The sequence below is a fragment of the Desulfallas thermosapovorans DSM 6562 genome, from assembly GCF_008124625.1.
Taxonomy (GTDB): domain Bacteria; phylum Bacillota; class Desulfotomaculia; order Desulfotomaculales; family Desulfallaceae; genus Sporotomaculum; species Sporotomaculum thermosapovorans.
This window is the reverse complement of sequence record NZ_VNHM01000005.1, coordinates 52,453-70,968: the sequence shown is the minus strand read 5'-3', so window position 1 is coordinate 70,968 and position 18,516 is coordinate 52,453. Positions and strand designations below refer to the sequence as shown.

Sequence of the window (18,516 nt, the reverse complement as noted above, 5' to 3'; positions counted from 1 at the left end):
AAAGCTCAAAAACCGCAATAATACTTGAATATTGCATACAGCATGTAAAGCTGTGTTATTTCATATTGTGGAAAGCATTTAACATGTAGCGGTAATAAAAACAAAAATTAATGATATTGAATTTCACATGGTGGAAAACTATTTAAGTGAAAGGGCGTAGTGGAGCGGTAAGGGATGGTAATGCTTGATTATGTTCCAGGTAAAATTTAATAATGCCCGATTAAATAATGTGTGCAATGGACATGTATTGACATGTATTAATAATGGGGAAAAGATAAATTAGCAAAAAAATAAAAATGGATAAGAATTAATATAGGCTTTTGCTTTTATTGTAGAAAGAAAGTAAACTAAAAAAAGAGAGCTAAAGCCTATAAATAGGCACCATGCTCTCTTTTTACTAAATTAAGCAAAATAATCTTTACTATCCATTAACCAATTACAGTATCATTACTTTTTATTCAGACGCCGTTAATTCCCGTCATAGCCCAACTGAATGGATATTGTTTTGGCGGCGTTCTTTACAGCATCAACCAACTCATTCTTGATAAACGCCGTAGTTATACGAATATTAGGCCCTGAAATGCTCAGAGCCGCTACAACCTGGCCTTTAAAATTGTAAATTGGTGCCGCCACGCACCGTACTCCCTCGTCTCGTTCCCCAAGGTCCAGGGCATATCCATCCTGTTTAACCCGGTTAAGCTCTTTTAAAAGCAGTTCAGGATCAGTTATGGTTTCATTGGTGAATTTCCTTAATGCCATGTTGTATACCATATCTTTTAGCTTGTCCTGGGGTAAACTTGATAGTAAGACTTTTCCTGATCCCGTGCAATGGGCAGGACCGCGATTGCCTGTGCGGGCAAACATCCTGACGACCACTATATTGGTAGATTCTACCTGGTCTACATATACCACTTCGGATCCATCCAGAGTGGCCAAGTTAACAGTTTCATTATACCTTTGCTGCAAATCTTCCATGACCGGGCGGGCCACAGAGCGCAAATCTTTGAAATAGGTTGCCGCGCTGCCTATTTGAAATGCCTTTATCCCCAACCGGTATTTGCTGTTTTCGGTATCTTGTTCCACAAAGCCTCTCTGCATCATGGTGTATAAAAGCCGGTGGCTGGTTCCCAGGGTAAGGTTTGTCCTTTGAGCTATTTCGGTAATAGTAATTGGAACACCCGCCTCGGCCAGAGTTTCCAATATAAATAAAGCTCTTTCCACTGCTTGAACTGTTTTGGTATCATCTCCGTTAGTATTTTGTTTAGCCATTTAAATCGTATCTCCTTACCCAAATAATACTTGATAAAATAATACCTTCTAACCTTTAAAGATTGTATACAAAACACGAAGGGGTTGTCAAGGAACTAAAGCTTTTGAAATATTCAAGGTTGCGGTTAAGTATTATGTATACCATCCTTCAAGTTAAGCTAAAAAACTTTTCTTTTCTTTTGCATTGTGATAATATATTTCACGATAAAAAAATGTTTTTTTGAAATGCCATTCCGAAATAAAATAATAAATTGCCATTATAATCTATTTTTAGATTTTAACTGGTTGAATGGTGGAATAGCATTCATGATAACCGCGTGTTAATTTACGACGGCGACAAGGGCGGCGTAATACTCAATCTTAAGGGATTATTCAGTAATGAGTTATTACAATTAAGCCGTGGGTATATTAGATTCATAAATTTGTTGCCTCGAAATTGAACATTCCGGCTTTGGATGTAAATACCACCCATAAATCATGGAATGGATGAGCACAGCACCAGTACCAGCAAAACGTTTAGGAGGTTTATTTAGCATGTCCTATGTACAAAATGTCCTCGAACAGGCAATCAAGCGCAATCCCGGTGAAGTTGAATTTCACCAGGCTGTGAAAGAAGTATTAGATTCCCTAGAACCAGTATTAGTTCAACGCCCGGAGTATGAGAGGGCTGGAATTCTGGAAAGAATTATTGAACCGGAAAGGCAAATCCTTTTTCGTGTACCCTGGGTGGATGATCAGGGAAAAGTGCAAGTCAACCGTGGCTTCCGGGTTCAATTCAATAGTGCCATTGGACCCTATAAAGGTGGGATTCGTTTCCACCCGTCCGTTTACATCGGCATCATTAAATTCCTGGGCTTCGAGCAAATATTCAAAAACTCTTTAACCGGGCTTCCCATCGGCGGCGGTAAAGGCGGCAGCGATTTTGACCCGAAAGGAAAATCCGATGGTGAGGTAATGAGGTTCTGCCAAAGCTTCATGAACGAGCTTTATCGCTATATCGGTGCTGACACTGACGTCCCCGCCGGTGATATTGGAGTGGGCGGTCGTGAAGTAGGCTACATGTATGGGCAGTACAAGAAGCTTACCGGTTTGTACGAAGGTGTCCTGACCGGAAAAGGCCTGACCTATGGCGGTAGCCTCGCCCGGACAGAGGCTACCGGTTATGGCTTGGTCTACATAATGGAAGAGGCTCTCCAAACCAAAGGCAGGTCCTTTGAAGGAGCAACTGTAGTTATTTCAGGTTCCGGTAACGTTGCAATATATGCCACCGAAAAGGCACAGCAACTAGGCGCCAAAGTTGTTGCCCTTAGTGATTCAAACGGTTTTGTGTACGACAAGGACGGTATTAAACTCGCCACTGTGAAGCGTTTGAAGGAAGTTGAGCGCAAACGTATCAGAGAATATGTCAAGGAGCACCCGGAAGCCGAATATCATGAAGGCTGCCAGGGAATTTGGACCATTCCGTGTGATATCGCACTTCCTTGTGCTACACAAAATGAATTGAACGGCGAAGCTGCAAAAACCCTTGTCAAGAATGGCACCTTCGCAGTTGGTGAAGGCGCTAACATGCCTTCGACTCCCGAGGCTACCGGTGTATTTCTAGCCAGCAAAATAATTTATGTCCCTGCCAAAGCTGCAAACGCGGGCGGTGTGGCATGTTCAGCCCTGGAGATGTCCCAGAACAGCATGAGATATTCCTGGACCTTTGAAGAAGTTGATGCTAAGCTTAAAAATATTATGAGCGGCATATACAACAATATCAATGCGACCGCTAAAGAATTCGGCATGGAAGGCAATTTGGTTGCCGGAGCAAACATTGCCGGGTTCCTCAAAGTTGCTGATGCCATGATGGCACAGGGTGTCGTGTAATCGTATAAACGTGATAATAAATTCTTAGAGATAGATTTTAATTATTGCGAAACTTGGCTTTTACTAAAGTTTTTACATCATGAAACAAAAAAACATTGATTTACCCAAACGCATTGATATAATTTATATTGAAAAGAACAGTCAAACGGATACAACGACGTGTCCACGAACTGGCAATGATTGCCCTGTGCAGTATATAATATTACCTGCACGGGCATTTTTATTTTGCTATACAGGGGGCGGCCTCTTATGGGTGAAAACAGGGTTATATTAATAGATGCCGATAGCGTTTGGCGTAAAAACGTCAAGGCAATGCTCACCAAGTACGGCCACTGGGTAGTTGGAGAGGCCGGTGACGGTCTGAGTGCAATAAAACTGGTGCGTACAAGAGAGCCGGACCTGCTGATTATAGATGCCGCTCTACCGGGCGGCATAGACGGTCTACAGGTGGCTAAAATAGTCCATGAGGACAAATTGGCCCCGGTGATTGCCACCAGTACCTCGGGACAACAAGGGGTACTGGAAAAGGCCAAGGAAGCTAGAGTTTTTGCACTGCTAATCAAGCCGTTGGAGGAATCATCACTGTTACCGGCGGTGGAGTTGGCTCTGTCTAATTATCAGGAAATTACCGCATTGGAAAAAAAAATCAAGGATTTGCAGGAAACATTGGAAACCAGGAAAATCTTAGAGAGAGCAAAAGGTATTTTAATGGAAACCCAGGGTTTGACTGAAGCCGAAGCCTTTAAACGTATGCAACGCCAGAGTATGAACAAGCGGGTGAGCATAAGGCTGGTGGCTGAAGCGGTAATTATGGCCTATTCATTAAATAAACAATAAAAAATGCTGGCTTTTTGTCATACTTATGCTATACTACTATAGGGTAGAAATTTAGCTACATTATTTATTAGGAAAAATAAAATAATAAAGGATACAATGGCGTATCATAAATATGGGGCAACGAGGCCCACATGGCAGTCTGTTTTCAAATTCTGCCGGTGTGGGCTTTTTTTTATAAAATTGGCTGAGGATAGCCATTGTTCCTCCTACCTAATAAGGAGAGGTGTGACAAACAGTGCCTGTACTTACCAGTGACGATGTGCGCACAATGGCCAGCGAATACGGTGTTAAATTTGTACGATTGCAGTTTACTGATATTTTTGGTGTCCTGAAAAATGTTTCCATAACTGTAGAGCAATTGGAAAAAGCCTTAAATAATGAGCTTATGTTTGACGGTTCTTCAATTGAAGGATTTGTGCGCATAGAAGAGTCCGATATGTACCTGCATCCCGATCCGTCAACATTCGTGGTTTTTCCGTGGAGACCAAGGGACGGTGCGGTAGCCAGGCTGATATGTGATATTTACAATGCCGACGGTACACCCTTTATCGGCGATCCTCGTTATGTTTTGCGCCGGGCCATCGCCGAGGCCGAGGAAATGGGCTATTCAATGAATGTTGGTCCTGAGGCGGAATTTTTCCTGTTCCATGTGGATGAGGAAGGAAAGCCCACCACCGTTACCCATGACCGTGCGGGTTATTTCGATATGACCCCGGTGGATTTGGGTGAAAACGCCCGCCGGGATATGGTACTTACTCTACAGGAGATGGGTTTTGAGATTGAGGCCTCTCACCACGAAGTGGCACCGGGCCAGCATGAAATTGATTTTAAGTATTCCGATGCACTGGACATCGCTGATAAAATAGTTACTTTTAAGTTTGTGGTGCGTACAATAGCCCAGCGGCACGGACTGCATGCCACTTTCATGCCCAAACCGGTCTTTGGCATTGCCGGGTCAGGTATGCATTTAAACCAGTCACTGGTAAAAGACGGCACCAATGCCTTTTATGATCCCAACCAACCAAACCAACTCAGTCAGGAATGCCTTTATTACATAGGGGGATTAATAAAACATGCTCCCGCCATAACGGCCATTACCAACCCTACGATAAATTCTTACAAAAGGTTGGTATCGGGCTATGAGGCACCGGTATATATAGCTTGGTCCTATCGCAACCGCAGTCCGTTGATCAGGGTCCCTGCCAAGCGGGATCAGTCCACACGCATAGAGCTACGTAGTCCCGACCCGTCCTGCAACCCGTACCTGGCTCTGGCGGTGTGCCTGAAGGCCGGGCTTGATGGTATAAAAAATAAGATCACTCCGCCTACTCCCTGTGATCGTAATATATACGAGCTCACTCCGCTTGAACGTAATGAGCTTGGTATTGCAGTACTACCGGAAAGTCTAAAGGACGCTCTTCATGAGCTGTCCATCGACACGGTGATAGCAGATGCCCTTGGACCGCATGTAATGAAGCGATTCATGGAAGCAAAGCACATTGAATGGGACAACTACCGGTTACAGGTGCATCCCTGGGAACTGGCACAATATCTTACCAAGTTTTAAGTCAAAGCGGTATATCAAAGATTCATAGAGCAGGTGGTTCTTGAATCAACCTGTTTTGTGAATCTTTTTCTTTTGGCAAATTAATATTTGGGCGGGCTTTCTATATGTGTTAAAATATCTATAACTATTGCAACATAAACCAAAGTTTTTCATTTCTGTGCCGTACAGATAAAATCTTAAAACTTGGATTTTATGACAATCCAATTGACTAAGAGATGGAGGGGTTTTTTTATGACACATACTCTGGCAGTGCTCGTTGTTAATAAACCAGGTGTTTTAGCTCGTATTGCAGGGTTATTAAGCAGGCGTGTATTTAATATTGAAAGTATCGCTGCCGGCTATACCGAAGAACCCGATGTTACTAGAATAACCATTGTAGTTAACGGGGATGAGCGGGAGTTGAAGCAAGTTATTCATCAACTTTCCAAACTGGTGGACGTTATCAAAATCACCAAATTGGAGGACCGCGAATCCATAGAAAGGGAACTAGCTTTGATAAAGGTCCAGGCTAATCCTGAAAGACGCCGGGATATAGTGGATATAGTAGAAATTTTCCGCGCCAATATAGTGGACGTGGGCAAAGAAACCATGGTAATCCAAATTATTGGTGATGAACAAAAGATAAGCGCATTTACCCATGTGCTGGAACACCAGGGTATTGTTGAAATGGTACGTACCGGAAAAATTGCTCTTTCAAGACAACCTTACGCAGCAAAGGATGAAAAATAAGGAATGTGTTGACATAAGGTGGCTATCTGTGTATATAATAATCTATATTTGTTTTATATAAACTGTGTATACTGGGGGTTGTTGCAGGTGGCACAAGTAAAGCGTATCATGATCAGCCTGCCGGATTATTTGTTAACCGAAATAGATTGTATTGCAGCCGCTGAAAAGCAAAACCGGAGCGAATTTGTCCGGGAGGCCATGAAGCTTTACCTAGCCGAGCGAAGACGTCGCATGTTGAGGGAACAAATGAAAAAAGGATATGTAGAAATGGCCACCATAAACCTGGCTTTGGCCATTGAACAGTACAGACTGGAATCAGAGGTGGCCCCGGAATTTGAAGATTCTGTGGCGGGAGGCAAAAGATAATGCAAATACGCCGTGGTGAGATTTATTATGCCGACCTCAGCCCGGTGGTGGGGTCGGAACAGGGGGGAACGCGACCGGTATTAATACTGCAAAACGATATTGGCAATCAGTACAGCCCAACAACCATTGTTGCCGCAATTACCTCCCAAATATCCAAAGCCAAACTTCCCACTCATGTAGAGCTACCGGCGGAGAGGGACGGGTTAGGTAAAAATTCAGTAATACTTTTGGAACAGATTCGCACCATAGATAAAAGCCGGCTGTTGGAAAAGGTGACTTCGTTGCAAAACGAAATGATGGTAAAAGTTAAACAAGCAGTGGAAATCAGTCTGGGCCTCGTGGACATCTAATACATACATATTTTTGTTTTGGCATATAAAGTATACATACCCATAAAAATAGAGTCGCTGCCATAGAAGGTGGCGGCTTTATTTGTTTCCCACCACCTGGAATATCTCGCCCTGTCCGACTGTCATATTACCTATATCGAAGTACTTTATATTACGTCATAATGAATTATATTGACCATATATTTTTATAAGCGAAAGGGGGTTCTACTTCATGTACCCGCAAATTGGAATTACATGTAGTTATAACGGAGATGTCAGGATGTTTACCATTGGTGAGGATTATGTGCATGCGGTTCAAGCAGCAGGCGGAATACCTGTACTTATACCTCACCGCGATAGTGATCAGGTAGGTGCCCTTTTAACCAGATTGGATGGTTTGCTACTGTCAGGCGGGGGGGACATTGATCCCTGCTATTTTGGCCAGGAGCCGCTACCGGTAAATGGTTTTATTGATCCTTTGCGGGACAGCTTTGAAATACCAATGACCCGCAAAGCTCTAGAACTGGGTATGCCGGTTTTAGGTATCTGCAGGGGTATGCAGGTACTTAATGTAGCTGCTGGAGGTAGCGTTTGCCAGGACTTGAGTTTATTAATAAATAATCCATTACAGCACATGCAACAGGCACCACGCTGGTATCCCACCCATAATATTAAACCGGTCAAAGGTTCACAGTTACACAACATCCTGAATAGGGACGTTGTAAGAGTGAACTCTTTTCACCACCAAATGGTGGATGTTATAGGGAAAGATTTGGTCATATCGGCACTGGCTGAGGATAGAGTTGTAGAGGCTATTGAACATGCAAATGAAAAATTTTTTGCTCTAGGAGTGCAGTTCCATCCCGAGAATATGTATGATAAATATCCTTTGCTTTCAAACATATTTATGGCTTTTATTGAGGCATCCACTCGTTTTTTGTCAAATAAAAAATAGATGATGATAAAGGAAAACAAATAGTAATTATAGAAAGTACAACTATAACGAAAAGTATTAGCAATGATTAGAGGAAGTAATTGGAGATGAAGCAATGCAGGCTATTATCAACGGTAAAATTTGGACCATGCATGGAGAGTTCCTGCCACAAGGCACTGTGCTCATTGAAAATGGCAAAATAGCCGCTGTGGGGGAAAATGTTACTATCCCCAGCGATATTGATATAGATATATACGATGCTACGGGCATGGTGGTCATGCCAGGTTTTATTGATGCTCATACACACCTGGGTATATTAGAGGAAGTATTTGAAGAAGGGGACGACTTAAATGAAATAACCGATCCCATTACACCACATTTAAGGGCTATAGACGCCATCAATCCCATGGATATAGCCTTTCAAGACGCGCTGCAAGCCGGAATAACCACTGTGGTCACAGGCCCTGGCAGTGCCAATATACTGGGTGGGGAAATGGTGGCCATGAAGACCTGCGGCAGTATAGTGGACGATATGGTGATTTGTTGTCCTGCGGGTTTAAAGGCTGCATTGGGGGAAAATCCCAAGCGTGTCTACGGGCCCAACAAAAAAACGCCGGTTACCAGAATGGCTTCCGCCGCATTGTTAAGGGAATCGCTGGTACGCGGCCAGCAGTATTTGGAAAAACAGAACCGGGCACTGCTGGGAAAGGGCGACCCTCCGGAGCGAGACCTGAAAATGGAGTCCGTAGCTCGGGTATTGCGCCGGGAAATACCTTTACGGGTGCACGCGCACCGGGCGGATGATATTATGACAGCCCTGCGCATTGGCCGCGAATTTAACCTGCGCATGGTAATAGAGCACTGTACCGAAGGTCATTTGGTGGCAGACAGGTTAGCCGCATCAGGAGTGCCGGCAGTGGTCGGCCCGGTACTGACCAATCGCTCTAAAGTAGAGCTTATGGGCCACACGTTGAAAACCGCATCGGCACTGGCCCGGCATGGCGTAAACTTTGCCATTATGACCGATCACCCGGTGGTACCTGTCCAATACCTGCCCATTTCCGCCGGGTTAACCACCCGGGGGGGATTATCCGAAAAACAGGCGCTGCGCGCCATAACCAGTGGCGCTGCCAGTATTCTGGGGTTGGAGGATCGCATCGGCAGCATTACACCGGGGAAAGATGGAGATATCGTGGTACTTAGCGGTCACCCCTTTAATCTCACCACCGTTGTGAAAAGGGTTTATGTGGGTGGTAAAATAATCGATATTAATTAATATCTGTAAAAAAAACATAGCTAAAGGAAGGGTTTTACATATCCACTGTCGAAAAAAAATAGGTACATGTAATAAATATACTCAATTTCAATCATATGTCACTTTTTGCATAAACAAGGGAGTGTGGGGCTTTATGGGCTCAAATTGCTTAGATATTTTGGTGGTGGATGATCAACCCGGAGTTCGTTATTTGCTCGACATTGTTATCAAGGAGCTTGGTCACCGGGCACATTCCGCCGAAAACGGCCTTGAGGCAGTGGAAAAGGTTCGCGCTTTACGACCGGATCTTGTTTTTATGGATGTGCGCATGCCCATAATGGATGGTTTGGAGGCATTGGGTAAAATAAAAAAAATGTTTCCAGATACGCGGGTCGTTATAATGACCGCTTACGGATCCGAAGATACTATTTACCAGGCTCAAAAACAAGGGGCTTTACGCTGTATGGCAAAACCTTTTGATGTTGAAAGTATTAAAGATTTTCTGGACGAGTTTACTTGTCAGGAAATAAAAAAAAATAAGCGCAGGGCTAATATCATATAGTGTAAAAGTGGGCAAAGGGGTCCACTTTTTTTTAATGTATTCTTTTTAATGAGCCCGCATTTGTTATAATTATATCTGTACAGTGTTGAAAGGGGTTATAATTTATAATAGATATGATATAAATTTCTTGGAGGTAGTATTTTGGAAGTTTTGGAAACAAATTCAGCCGGAGAAACGGTTAGGTTAGGGACCATACTGGGCGGTTTGCTCCAAGCGGGGGACGTAATTACATTAAATGGAGACTTGGGTGCCGGTAAAACTTGTTTTACCAGCGGCGTAGCCAGGGGATTGGGCATTAACCGGCGGGTCACCAGTCCCACATTTACATTGATCAATGAGTATAACGGAAGGTTACCTTTTTACCACCTGGATGTTTACAGACTAACAAGTCCTGAAGAACTGGAAGATTTAGGTTACGAAGAATATTTTTACGGCTCGGGGGTAACCATTATCGAGTGGGCGGAACAGATTGAGCGCTATTTGCCCAGTGAGCGGCTGGATATTTTTATTGAAAAACGACCAGCTAATGAGGAAGGTAGAATTTTAAAGTTAATACCCCGTGGTATCCGGCACAATAAACTGGTAGAGGAGTTAATGCATTATGTTCGTGCTGGGCATTGAAACTGCCACTCCGGTGGCCTCTGTGGCAGTGGTAACGATTGGTAAAGTAATGGCCGAGCGAACTGTGAACAACCAGCGCACCCACTCGGTAAACCTACTGCCTATGATTAGGGATACATTGGCTGACGCGGGAATAAATAAGGAACAGTTAACGGGGATTGCTGTTTCCTCCGGCCCCGGGTCTTTTACCGGGTTACGTATCGGTATGAGTACCGCCCGTACGCTGGCTCAGGTGTTGCGCCTGCCACTGGTTGGCGTACCTACATTGGATGCTCTGTCTTACCCGCTCAGCGGCCTGGCCGGGTTGGTTTGTCCAATATTGAATGCCAGAAAAAACGAAGTCTATACCGCACTGTACCACCACAACGGCATCGAGCAGAACTGCTTAATCCCCGCCCGGGCTGCAGGAATACCACAACTACTGGAATTACTGGCGAGCTATACTGAGCAGGTTACATTTATAGGGGATGGGGTAGCTGAATATGGCGACAGTTTAAAAGCACAAATGGGTAAACGAGCCCGCTTGGCTCCGAACTGTGCAACGTTTCCCAGGGGAGCGGCGGTGGCGGAGTTGGGTCTGGTGCTGATGCAGGAAGGTGCAACCTCTGATCCATTGACTTTGCTCCCTCAATATGTGCGGGAATCGGAGGCAGAAATAAAATGGCGTGAAAGGTGCCTGACCGGTGAATGTAAAAGGAATTAATAATCCGTCCGAATTGGATGATATAATTTTTGAACAAATGCAAATATCCCATCTAAAGCAGGTTTTACAAATAGAAAAGGTTTCTTTTCCCTCCCCTTGGACAAAAAGTGCATTCGAATACGAGCTGCGGACAAATGATTTTGCCCATTATATTGTTGCCTTGACGGGTGCTCAACGAGTGGTCGGTTATGCTGGTATGTGGGTTGTATTGGATGAAGCCCATATAACCAATATAGCAGTGCATAAAGCCTACCGGAATCGCGGATTGGGCATGGCATTAATGCGGGAACTAATAAATAAGGCCGTGCTTTTTGGAGTAAAGGGTATAACCCTGGAGGTACGCCCATCCAATACCCCTGCCCGGGCGCTATATAAACGCCTGGGATTTGAAGAGCGTGGCCGCCGGAAAAATTATTATTCGGATACCAAGGAAGATGCCATTATTATGTGGAAAAATGACTTACCTTGAGAAGATGAACCGTGAAAGGGTGCATAATATGACTAGAACGGTTAAAATACTGCTACGCCTTGGAGGTATTGCTTTGATCGGTGTGGCTATGTTAGGCGAGTTATCCGGGCCATACCCCACCCTAATGGGCATTGCCGGAGTGATTCTATTTTTTGCCACCGGCTCCACCTGACGGAGTTGTTAATTTTAGCCGCGGGTTGGCTAATCATAAAACCTGGTAGAATTATAAATAACTAACAATATCCAATCCGGGAGCGCATCCCGGTATTTTTTTTGCATTTTCATGTACTATGAAAAACATAGCATAAAAAACGATAAAAATTTTTTTTTGATTGTCATCTTATTACGCATGACGGTGTTATACAATTGAAAGTAAACGGGGGAGGTGGCCGGCCATTTTCCCGTCTCAGATGGAAAAAGGTACGATATCCTATATGTATTATCAAGAAACATATAATCGCTATTACCCGGTTGTATGCCGCCAGCTTACCTATATACTGGGCAGCCGAGCAGTGGCGGAGGAAATTACCCAGGAGGCTTTTGTGAAGCTGTACTGTACACCGCCCCAGAAATATCAAAATATCGGAGCGTGGCTTTCCCGGGTGGCAACCAATTTGGCTTATAACTACCTGCGCAGCGAAAAAAGCCGCCTGCGCAGAGAGGGTAAGATTAATGAACATGGTCTAACAATGATTTCCAGCGAGGAAACGGTGCTTCAAAATGAAGAGGCAAGGATAGTACGCATTACTTTACAAAGCTTGCCCCAAAGAGACAGACTATGCTTATTAATGAAGCATTCCGGATTTAGTTATGGTGAAATAGCAGAAGCTATTCAAGTTAAAAAGTCATCGGTGGGTACTATCATTGCCCGGGCACAGGCCAAATTCAAAAAGCTATACCTGGAAAGGAAAGGATGTGAGCTCGATGTGCTATGAAGAGGGCATCCTTCAGGCTTACCTGGATGACGAATTAAGCGTGAAACAAAGGAGTGAGATTGCCACTCATCTCGAACAATGTGTTAAATGCCGTAATGTTTTAAAGGAATTGCAAGGGAATAATGTTTTTGTTCAGCAATGTATGCAAAACTATCTGGTTGATCCACCGGCCGAATACACAGCCGGGGAGCGGAAACTTTTAGAAAAAACAAGCTTATTCACAGGTCTGCGGTATAAAATAATGAAACAAACGGAAAGGGGTTTAAATATCATGAAACTTTACAAAAAAATTGCAGCCACTGCTGCAATGGCTGCAATACTGTTCACTGCTTTCAGTATTCCCGCTGTACGCAGTATGGCCGCTGAATTTCTCACCGTATTTAGAATGGAAAAGGTGCAGACTATCACCATAAACCAGAAGGATATAGAGCAACTGGAAATGGCATTTGAGGAAGGAGCCGGCAAGGTAAGTGTTGATAATTTTGGCAAAATTGAAGTAACCGGCAAACAAGAATCTGTACCGGTAACTCTGAACCAGGCGACGAAAGCTATCGACTTCGATCTTAAATTACCCCGTCCGGCGGGTTACGACGACCCTGAGCTGCTAAAGATAACCGGAAGTACTGCTTGCCTCACCCTGGATGTGGCCAGTGTAAACAGCTTGTTGCAGGCTATGGGCAGTACAAAATTGCTGCCGGAAAGCCTTGACGGGCAAACCTTTACTATGCATATACCTACTGCCATTGCCGCCAATTATCGCTCGGGAGATGATGTGCTGATGGTTATACAGGCCCGAAGTCCTGAAATAAAAGTGCCATCCGGTGTGGATGTGTTGGCCATCAGAGATGCACTTTTAAATGTTCCTGCTTTACCTGATCATTTGCGCAAACAACTACTGGCGGTGGATGATTGGCAGCATACAGTATTGATTCCTGATATGGACGGCACCTCCAGGGATGTTGTCGTCAATGGAAATCCAGGTGTTTTCATGGATGGCAGCAACCGCTCGGATAACTCCGAGCATATGACGGGCATGAGCTATTTGGTTTGGCAGAATAACGGTGTAGTATATGCCCTTTCGGGTACCGACTTGGATGAGAATTCTGCTTTAACACTGGCTGGGCAAATGAAATAAGGTGGGATGGTAATTGGATCTGGCCATAGAAACTGTCAAATTAACCAAACATTATGGAAAAAAAGTTGGCTGTACCGATATTTGCCTCCGGGTTTCCCGGGGGCAAATCTTCGGATTTTTAGGCCCTAACGGTGCCGGAAAAAGTACACTGGTTAAAATTTTAATGGGTTTACTTTTCCCCACTTCAGGAGAAGCACGGCTGTTGGGCAAGCCTCTGGGTGACAAAAAAATACGAAGAAAAATAGGCTTTTTACCTGAAAACTTTCGCTACCATGATTGGCTTACTTGTAGGCAGTTGCTGGAATTCCATGCCTCGCTATACGGTATGAGCAATGCGGATAAAAAGCGCCACATACCCCGGGTCATTAATAAAGTTGGGCTAACCGGGCGGGAAAATCAAAAAATATGTACCTATAGCAAAGGCATGCAGCAGAGGGCCGGGTTGGCTTGTGCGCTTTTGCCCGATCCCGAGTTGCTGTTTCTAGATGAGCCCACATCGGCACTGGACCCCCTGGGACGCCGTGATGTTCGCAATATATTAGTGGATCTGCGGGCAAGCGGTAAAACCATATTTCTAAACAGCCACCTGCTTAGTGAGGTGGAAATGATTTGCGATACAGTCGCCTTTATTAGTAAGGGTACGGTTATTCGGCAGGGAAACTTGGATGAACTTAGATCGGCTGAGATTATTGTGGAAATGCGATTTAAGGGGATGAATGAACAGATTAGGAATGCACTATCCAGCATTGCCAGTTCCTTTACTATTGAAGGCGATACTGTTATTGCTTCGGTGAGCCGGGAAGAAGACATACCTTTACTGGCCGAAGTCGTCATCCAATGTGGCGGCAGTTTGTATGAATTAAACCGCAAACGTTCTTCATTGGAAGAAATGTTTATTAGTATGGTGCGGGAAGGTGATAATAATGCTGGCCATTATTAAAATAACATTTCGCGAAGCTCTTGGTCGCAAAGTAGTATTAATCTCGCTTGTTTTAGCTGCCGCTTTCCTGGGACTGTATGGGGTCGGGGTGCATTTTGTCGCCAAAGATTTTACCAGTCACCCCAGTCCCGTTCTGGAGCAAATGATTTACCCGCAATTGCTGTCTTTCGGCCTTTATTTTGGCGGATTCATAGTATCCTTTTTAGCCATCTTTTCAGCCGCGGGCACCATATCATCGGAAATTGAAAGTGGAATTATCCAGACCATTATTCCCAAGCCGGTGCAGCGCTATGAAATAGCACTGGGCAAATTTCTGGGTACCGGCTTGTTTCTAGCGTTGTACGCTGCGCTGTTCTTTGGGATTATTTCCTTAATTATAAACCTCAAGACAGGTCTTGTGTTAAACGGGCAGTGGTTAGCACTGGCTCTTTTTACATTGCAGCCCATAGTTTTATTGGCTGTGACCTTTTGCGGATCAACGATTCTGCCCACCATTGTTAACGGTGTGGTAATGTTTATGTTATATGCTCTGGCCGTCATCGGCGGCATGGTGGAGCAAATAGGTTGGTTTATGAACAACGCTTCCTTGCAGCAAACCGGTATACTGGCCAGTTTAATTATGCCCGTGGATGCGCTATACCGCAAAATAGTACATGTACTCTTAAACACGGCCACCAACCCCTTGCAGGCTTTTCAACAGATGGGGCCCTTTGGCAGCATGGCCGAGCCCAGCGTGTGGATGGTGGTTTATGCTGTGCTGTATGTAATATTCTTTATAGGTTTGGCGGTATATTTGTTTGGCAAAAGGGATATATAAGGGGTAAGGTATACTGGTATTTGTGCCGGTGCCGCAATGAATATGAGTACATGTGTTTCAACCTTTTTAAAGTGAATAATAAAAAAGGATAAAAACGTTGTTACCGTAAAATATACTAAATACCGGTTTTTAACCTTGCATTATTCAAAATTTGTGATACAATAATCTACGTAGCAATTTTAAGGCATGCGCCTGTAGCTCAGAGGATAGAGCGTCGGCCTCCGGAGCCGAAAGCACAGGTTCGATTCCTGTCAGGCGCACCAGTAAAAGATTTAAATAAAAACCCCTGTAGCCCTTGAAAACACTGGGTTTATAGGGGTTTTTATTTATCAGGACGGAATAAAATCTAATAATAAAATGACCCGAAAAACCCTTTATTTTCCTTAAGCGTCAGACAAGTCCGAACCAATTGTCAGACCAACTTCCATTTAGCCGAATTAAACCTTCGGCTTTTTCTATTTCTAAGATTCGATATTTTTTGTGTTAAAAAAGTCGAGCATCTTTAAAATAGCTTTGGTATTATGTAAATATGAAAAGGGGGAAGATAATGTTAAACGAATTAAATAGTGTGATTGACTATATTGAAGATCATTTAACCGGCGATCTATCTCTTGAAATAGTTTCTGAATATACCGGGGTTTCTGACTATCACTTTAAAAAGATATTTTTTTATCTTTCAGGGTTGACGCTTAGTGAATATATCAAAAACAGAAAGCTGTCGGAAGCAAACAAGGATTTATTAAATGGAGAGAAAGTAACGAATGTTGCTTATAAATATGGTTATCAGTCAATAGACGGCTTCACACGAGCATTTAAAAAATGGAGTGGTTTTTTACCCTCAGATGTAATAAAAAAAGGTATAAGTAAATCATTTCCAAAACTTTCATTCGTAATAACCGTCAAGGGGGGAATTGCTATGGAATTTAGAATTGAAGACAAACCAGCGTTTAATTTAGCCGGTATAAGTAGACGTGTCCCTATGCAATTTGAAGGTATTAATAACGAGATTGTAAAACTTGCAGAAAGCATAACGGACAAACAAAAAGAAGAAATGCATTCTCTTCAAAATATAGAGCCTTATGAAATTGTCAATGCTTCTTATGATGCCGACGCTAATTTCTTAAAGGAAGAAGGATATTTAACTCACTTGATAGGTGTTTTAACGACTAAAAGACAAGTAAGTAATCTATTAGAAAAAGTGCCAGTCGAAGCCTGCACCTGGGCAATATTTCCAAATGAAGGACCATTTCCTTCTACGTTACAAGAAACAATGGCAAAAATATATTCAGAATGGCTTCCTTCTTCCAATTACGAATTAATCAATGCCCCTACTTTTTCTTTTACCAAAATGGATGAACATAAAAAAGATTACGCATATAGTGAAGTTTGGATTCCTGTTCGAAAGAAATAATGAAATTGCAAGGTAGCTACCTGCAGATATGTAAAAGGAGCCAATGTGGTTGAATCTAGCCAATGGTAGTTAGCGCCATATATGAAAGATCACCAGCTGGGTGCTTATGATGGTAAAGCTGTTCCCGGAACTGCCAGGCTAGCTACTTGCACATCCACTATAGCCGGTATATCACTATTTATTGCTACCTGCAGTACGTCATTCAATTTATCTGCATGTTCTACTTTATAACCTTTCCCACCACAGCACTCAGCAAATTTTGCAAAATCCGGGTTCAATAATGATGTTCCTTTCGGATTAAGGCCGCCGGCCAACATTTTATTTTTTTCCATTGAAAGGGAACAGTTATTCATAACAATCACCGTGATCCCCAGATTGTATTTAACAGCGGTAACAAAGTCCGCCATATTCATGGCCAGACCTCCGTCACCCACCAGAGCAATTACCTTTTGAGCAGGATGATTAATCTTAGCTGCCAAAGCTGCGGGTAACCCAAAACCCATGGAACGCCATTTACCGGAGAGTAAAACACGCTGCCGATCAGGCCGGAAAATCCGGCCAAACCATACAGTATGATCACCGGTATCCAGGCATACTATGGTGTCACTCGTAACCGCATTTTGCACAGCCCTGACCACAGCAGCCGGATGAATCGGGGAAACAGGTGCGTTAACTTCCTGTTCAAGTCGATCAAGCCAGTTTGCATTTTCCTGACTAATATTTTTTATCCACTCTTGATTGGAGCTTAAATGGGCTTTCTTTAAAATATGTTTCAATATCAATTCAATATCGCCAACGACGCCATAGGACACCGGTGTGGTTGCACCGATATCGGATGGGTTTTGGGATATTTGTATAATGGAAATATTGTGGGACACATACTTTTGAGGCCACCAGTTAGCTCCGGCTATCAGGCACACATCAGCCTGGCTCAAAATTTTAGCCGCTGCTGGGCTGCCGGCATGCCCCAGCCCGCCAACATATAACGGCTGTGTACAGTCAACGGCTCCTGTGGCTTGCAGGGTAGTAATTACAGCGGCCCCCCAACGTGCGGACAGTTCTGCCAGCAAAGCCCCTGCCGGACGCCCTCCTTCGCCAATAAGAATCACCGGGCGGATGGCCTGTTCCATCATAGCCACGGCGCCGTCAATAACTTGAGTTGATGACACCGGATGCGTATTTAAGTAAGGAGCATCAGGTACAATTTGAGCATCACAGGCTAAGGGCAACACATCCATAGGCACGCTAACATGGGCTACAGATCGACCGGTAACTGCACAACGATAAGCCTTTCCTAATACATCCGTTATTTTAGCTTGGTCGCACAAGAGTGAGGTATAAGAGCTAATGGGTCTAAATAATGATTGTTGATCTATGTACTGTTTGGCGTTGGTCCCAATGTCTTTGCGCGCAACCTGCCCGGTGATCGCCAGCACTGGAACTCGGTCCGAATAGGCGTCAGCCAGGCCATTTAATAGATGCAAAGTACCGGGACCACCATCTGCTATACACACCCCCAATTCACCCGTTAGCTTGGCATGAGCCGAAGCCATGAAAGCGGCTGTTTCCTCGTGACGTACTTGGTAAAAATCAATATCAGACCGGCTTGCCAGGGCATTGAAAAGGTAAAATATACTATCTCCAATAAACCCGTAAATTTTTTTCACGCCCCATGCAGCAAGCTGTTCGAGTATAGTTGCGGCGACGTTTCTTGGCATATGTAGTACCTCCAAAGATTATCTATTCAGCATAAATGGCTTTTTTTACC

At 43.9% G+C, this 18,516-nt stretch carries 20 protein-coding genes and 1 tRNA gene; 19 read left to right on the top strand and 2 right to left on the bottom strand.

Going from position 1 to position 18,516, the window contains the following annotated elements; all coding sequences use genetic code 11:
- Positions 1 to 468: 468 nt before the first annotated feature.
- The gene (locus LX24_RS05750; RefSeq protein WP_166511186.1) at positions 469 to 1,269 is read right to left on the bottom strand and encodes an IclR family transcriptional regulator; all 801 of its coding nucleotides are present in this window, start codon (positions 1,267 to 1,269) and stop codon (positions 469 to 471) included.
- Positions 1,270 to 1,803: 534 nt separating this feature from the next.
- On the opposite strand from LX24_RS05750, the gene gdhA reads away from it, so the two are divergent.
- The 19 genes from gdhA to LX24_RS05655 all read left to right on the top strand — a co-directional run bounded on the left by gdhA (position 1,804) and on the right by LX24_RS05655 (position 16,748).
- Positions 1,804 to 3,138, top strand: coding sequence for an NADP-specific glutamate dehydrogenase (gene gdhA / locus LX24_RS05745; protein WP_166511185.1), 1,335 nt, complete (start codon positions 1,804 to 1,806; stop codon positions 3,136 to 3,138).
- A 249-nt stretch (positions 3,139 to 3,387) separates the two neighbouring features.
- The gene (locus LX24_RS05740) at positions 3,388 to 3,975 is read left to right on the top strand and encodes an ANTAR domain-containing response regulator (RefSeq protein WP_166511184.1); all 588 of its coding nucleotides are present in this window, start codon (positions 3,388 to 3,390) and stop codon (positions 3,973 to 3,975) included.
- A gap of 235 nt (positions 3,976 to 4,210) precedes the next feature.
- Positions 4,211 to 5,542 (top strand): type I glutamate--ammonia ligase, encoded by a 1,332-nt coding sequence (gene glnA / locus LX24_RS05735; protein ID WP_166511183.1) that lies wholly within the window; start codon positions 4,211 to 4,213, stop codon positions 5,540 to 5,542.
- 231 nt (positions 5,543 to 5,773) lie between these two features.
- Positions 5,774 to 6,271, top strand: coding sequence for an acetolactate synthase small subunit (gene ilvN, locus LX24_RS05730; protein WP_166511182.1), 498 nt, complete (start codon positions 5,774 to 5,776; stop codon positions 6,269 to 6,271).
- An 87-nt stretch (positions 6,272 to 6,358) separates the two neighbouring features.
- Entirely contained in the window at positions 6,359 to 6,637 is a 279-nt protein-coding gene (locus LX24_RS05725; protein ID WP_207706539.1) for a CopG family ribbon-helix-helix protein, read from the top strand.
- Positions 6,637 to 6,987 (top strand): type II toxin-antitoxin system PemK/MazF family toxin, encoded by a 351-nt coding sequence (locus LX24_RS05720; protein ID WP_166511180.1) that lies wholly within the window; start codon positions 6,637 to 6,639, stop codon positions 6,985 to 6,987. Before LX24_RS05725 ends, LX24_RS05720 begins: the two co-directional genes overlap by 1 nt.
- 211 nt (positions 6,988 to 7,198) lie before the next feature.
- Positions 7,199 to 7,921 carry a gamma-glutamyl-gamma-aminobutyrate hydrolase family protein gene (locus LX24_RS05715; RefSeq protein ID WP_166511179.1) on the top strand — a complete coding sequence of 241 codons (723 nt, stop codon included), beginning with the start codon at positions 7,199 to 7,201 and terminating at the stop codon, positions 7,919 to 7,921.
- Positions 7,922 to 8,015: 94 nt separating this feature from the next.
- A complete protein-coding gene (locus LX24_RS05710) occupies positions 8,016 to 9,176 on the top strand; it encodes an amidohydrolase (RefSeq protein WP_166511178.1) in 1,161 nt (386 codons plus the stop codon).
- Between the two features lie 133 nt (positions 9,177 to 9,309).
- Positions 9,310 to 9,717: a response regulator gene (locus LX24_RS05705; protein WP_166511177.1), complete on the top strand. Its 408-nt coding sequence runs from the start codon at positions 9,310 to 9,312 to the stop codon at positions 9,715 to 9,717.
- Positions 9,718 to 9,858: 141 nt separating this feature from the next.
- Positions 9,859 to 10,338 (top strand): tRNA (adenosine(37)-N6)-threonylcarbamoyltransferase complex ATPase subunit type 1 TsaE, encoded by a 480-nt coding sequence (gene tsaE / locus LX24_RS05700; RefSeq protein ID WP_166511176.1) that lies wholly within the window; start codon positions 9,859 to 9,861, stop codon positions 10,336 to 10,338.
- Positions 10,319 to 11,041: a tRNA (adenosine(37)-N6)-threonylcarbamoyltransferase complex dimerization subunit type 1 TsaB gene (gene tsaB / locus LX24_RS05695; RefSeq protein ID WP_166511175.1), complete on the top strand. Its 723-nt coding sequence runs from the start codon at positions 10,319 to 10,321 to the stop codon at positions 11,039 to 11,041. The genes tsaE and tsaB overlap by 20 nt, the downstream gene beginning before the upstream one ends.
- A gap of 37 nt (positions 11,042 to 11,078) precedes the next feature.
- Positions 11,079 to 11,510, top strand: coding sequence for a ribosomal protein S18-alanine N-acetyltransferase (gene rimI / locus LX24_RS05690; RefSeq protein WP_166511284.1), 432 nt, complete (start codon positions 11,079 to 11,081; stop codon positions 11,508 to 11,510).
- 28 nt (positions 11,511 to 11,538) lie between these two features.
- Positions 11,539 to 11,682: a hypothetical protein gene (locus LX24_RS05685; RefSeq protein WP_166511174.1), complete on the top strand. Its 144-nt coding sequence runs from the start codon at positions 11,539 to 11,541 to the stop codon at positions 11,680 to 11,682.
- A 262-nt stretch (positions 11,683 to 11,944) separates the two neighbouring features.
- Positions 11,945 to 12,445 carry an RNA polymerase sigma factor SigX gene (locus tag LX24_RS05680; protein ID WP_243131632.1) on the top strand — a complete coding sequence of 167 codons (501 nt, stop codon included), beginning with the start codon at positions 11,945 to 11,947 and terminating at the stop codon, positions 12,443 to 12,445.
- Positions 12,435 to 13,580: a zf-HC2 domain-containing protein gene (locus tag LX24_RS05675; RefSeq protein WP_166511173.1), complete on the top strand. Its 1,146-nt coding sequence runs from the start codon at positions 12,435 to 12,437 to the stop codon at positions 13,578 to 13,580. Before LX24_RS05680 ends, LX24_RS05675 begins: the two co-directional genes overlap by 11 nt.
- Positions 13,581 to 13,593: 13 nt before the next feature.
- The gene (locus tag LX24_RS05670) at positions 13,594 to 14,520 is read left to right on the top strand and encodes an ABC transporter ATP-binding protein (RefSeq protein ID WP_341473554.1); all 927 of its coding nucleotides are present in this window, start codon (positions 13,594 to 13,596) and stop codon (positions 14,518 to 14,520) included.
- Entirely contained in the window at positions 14,504 to 15,337 is an 834-nt protein-coding gene (locus LX24_RS05665) for an ABC transporter permease (protein WP_166511172.1), read from the top strand. Before LX24_RS05670 ends, LX24_RS05665 begins: the two co-directional genes overlap by 17 nt.
- A 188-nt stretch (positions 15,338 to 15,525) precedes the next feature.
- Positions 15,526 to 15,600, top strand: a tRNA-Arg gene (locus LX24_RS05660).
- Positions 15,601 to 15,884: 284 nt separating this feature from the next.
- Complete coding sequence (locus tag LX24_RS05655; protein ID WP_166511171.1) at positions 15,885 to 16,748, top strand: AraC family transcriptional regulator; 864 nt, start codon at positions 15,885 to 15,887, stop codon at positions 16,746 to 16,748.
- A gap of 104 nt (positions 16,749 to 16,852) precedes the next feature.
- Here LX24_RS05655 and LX24_RS05650 read toward each other — a convergent pair whose 3' ends face one another.
- Positions 16,853 to 18,466 (bottom strand): thiamine pyrophosphate-binding protein, encoded by a 1,614-nt coding sequence (locus tag LX24_RS05650; RefSeq protein ID WP_166511170.1) that lies wholly within the window; start codon positions 18,464 to 18,466, stop codon positions 16,853 to 16,855.
- Positions 18,467 to 18,516 lie beyond the last annotated feature (50 nt).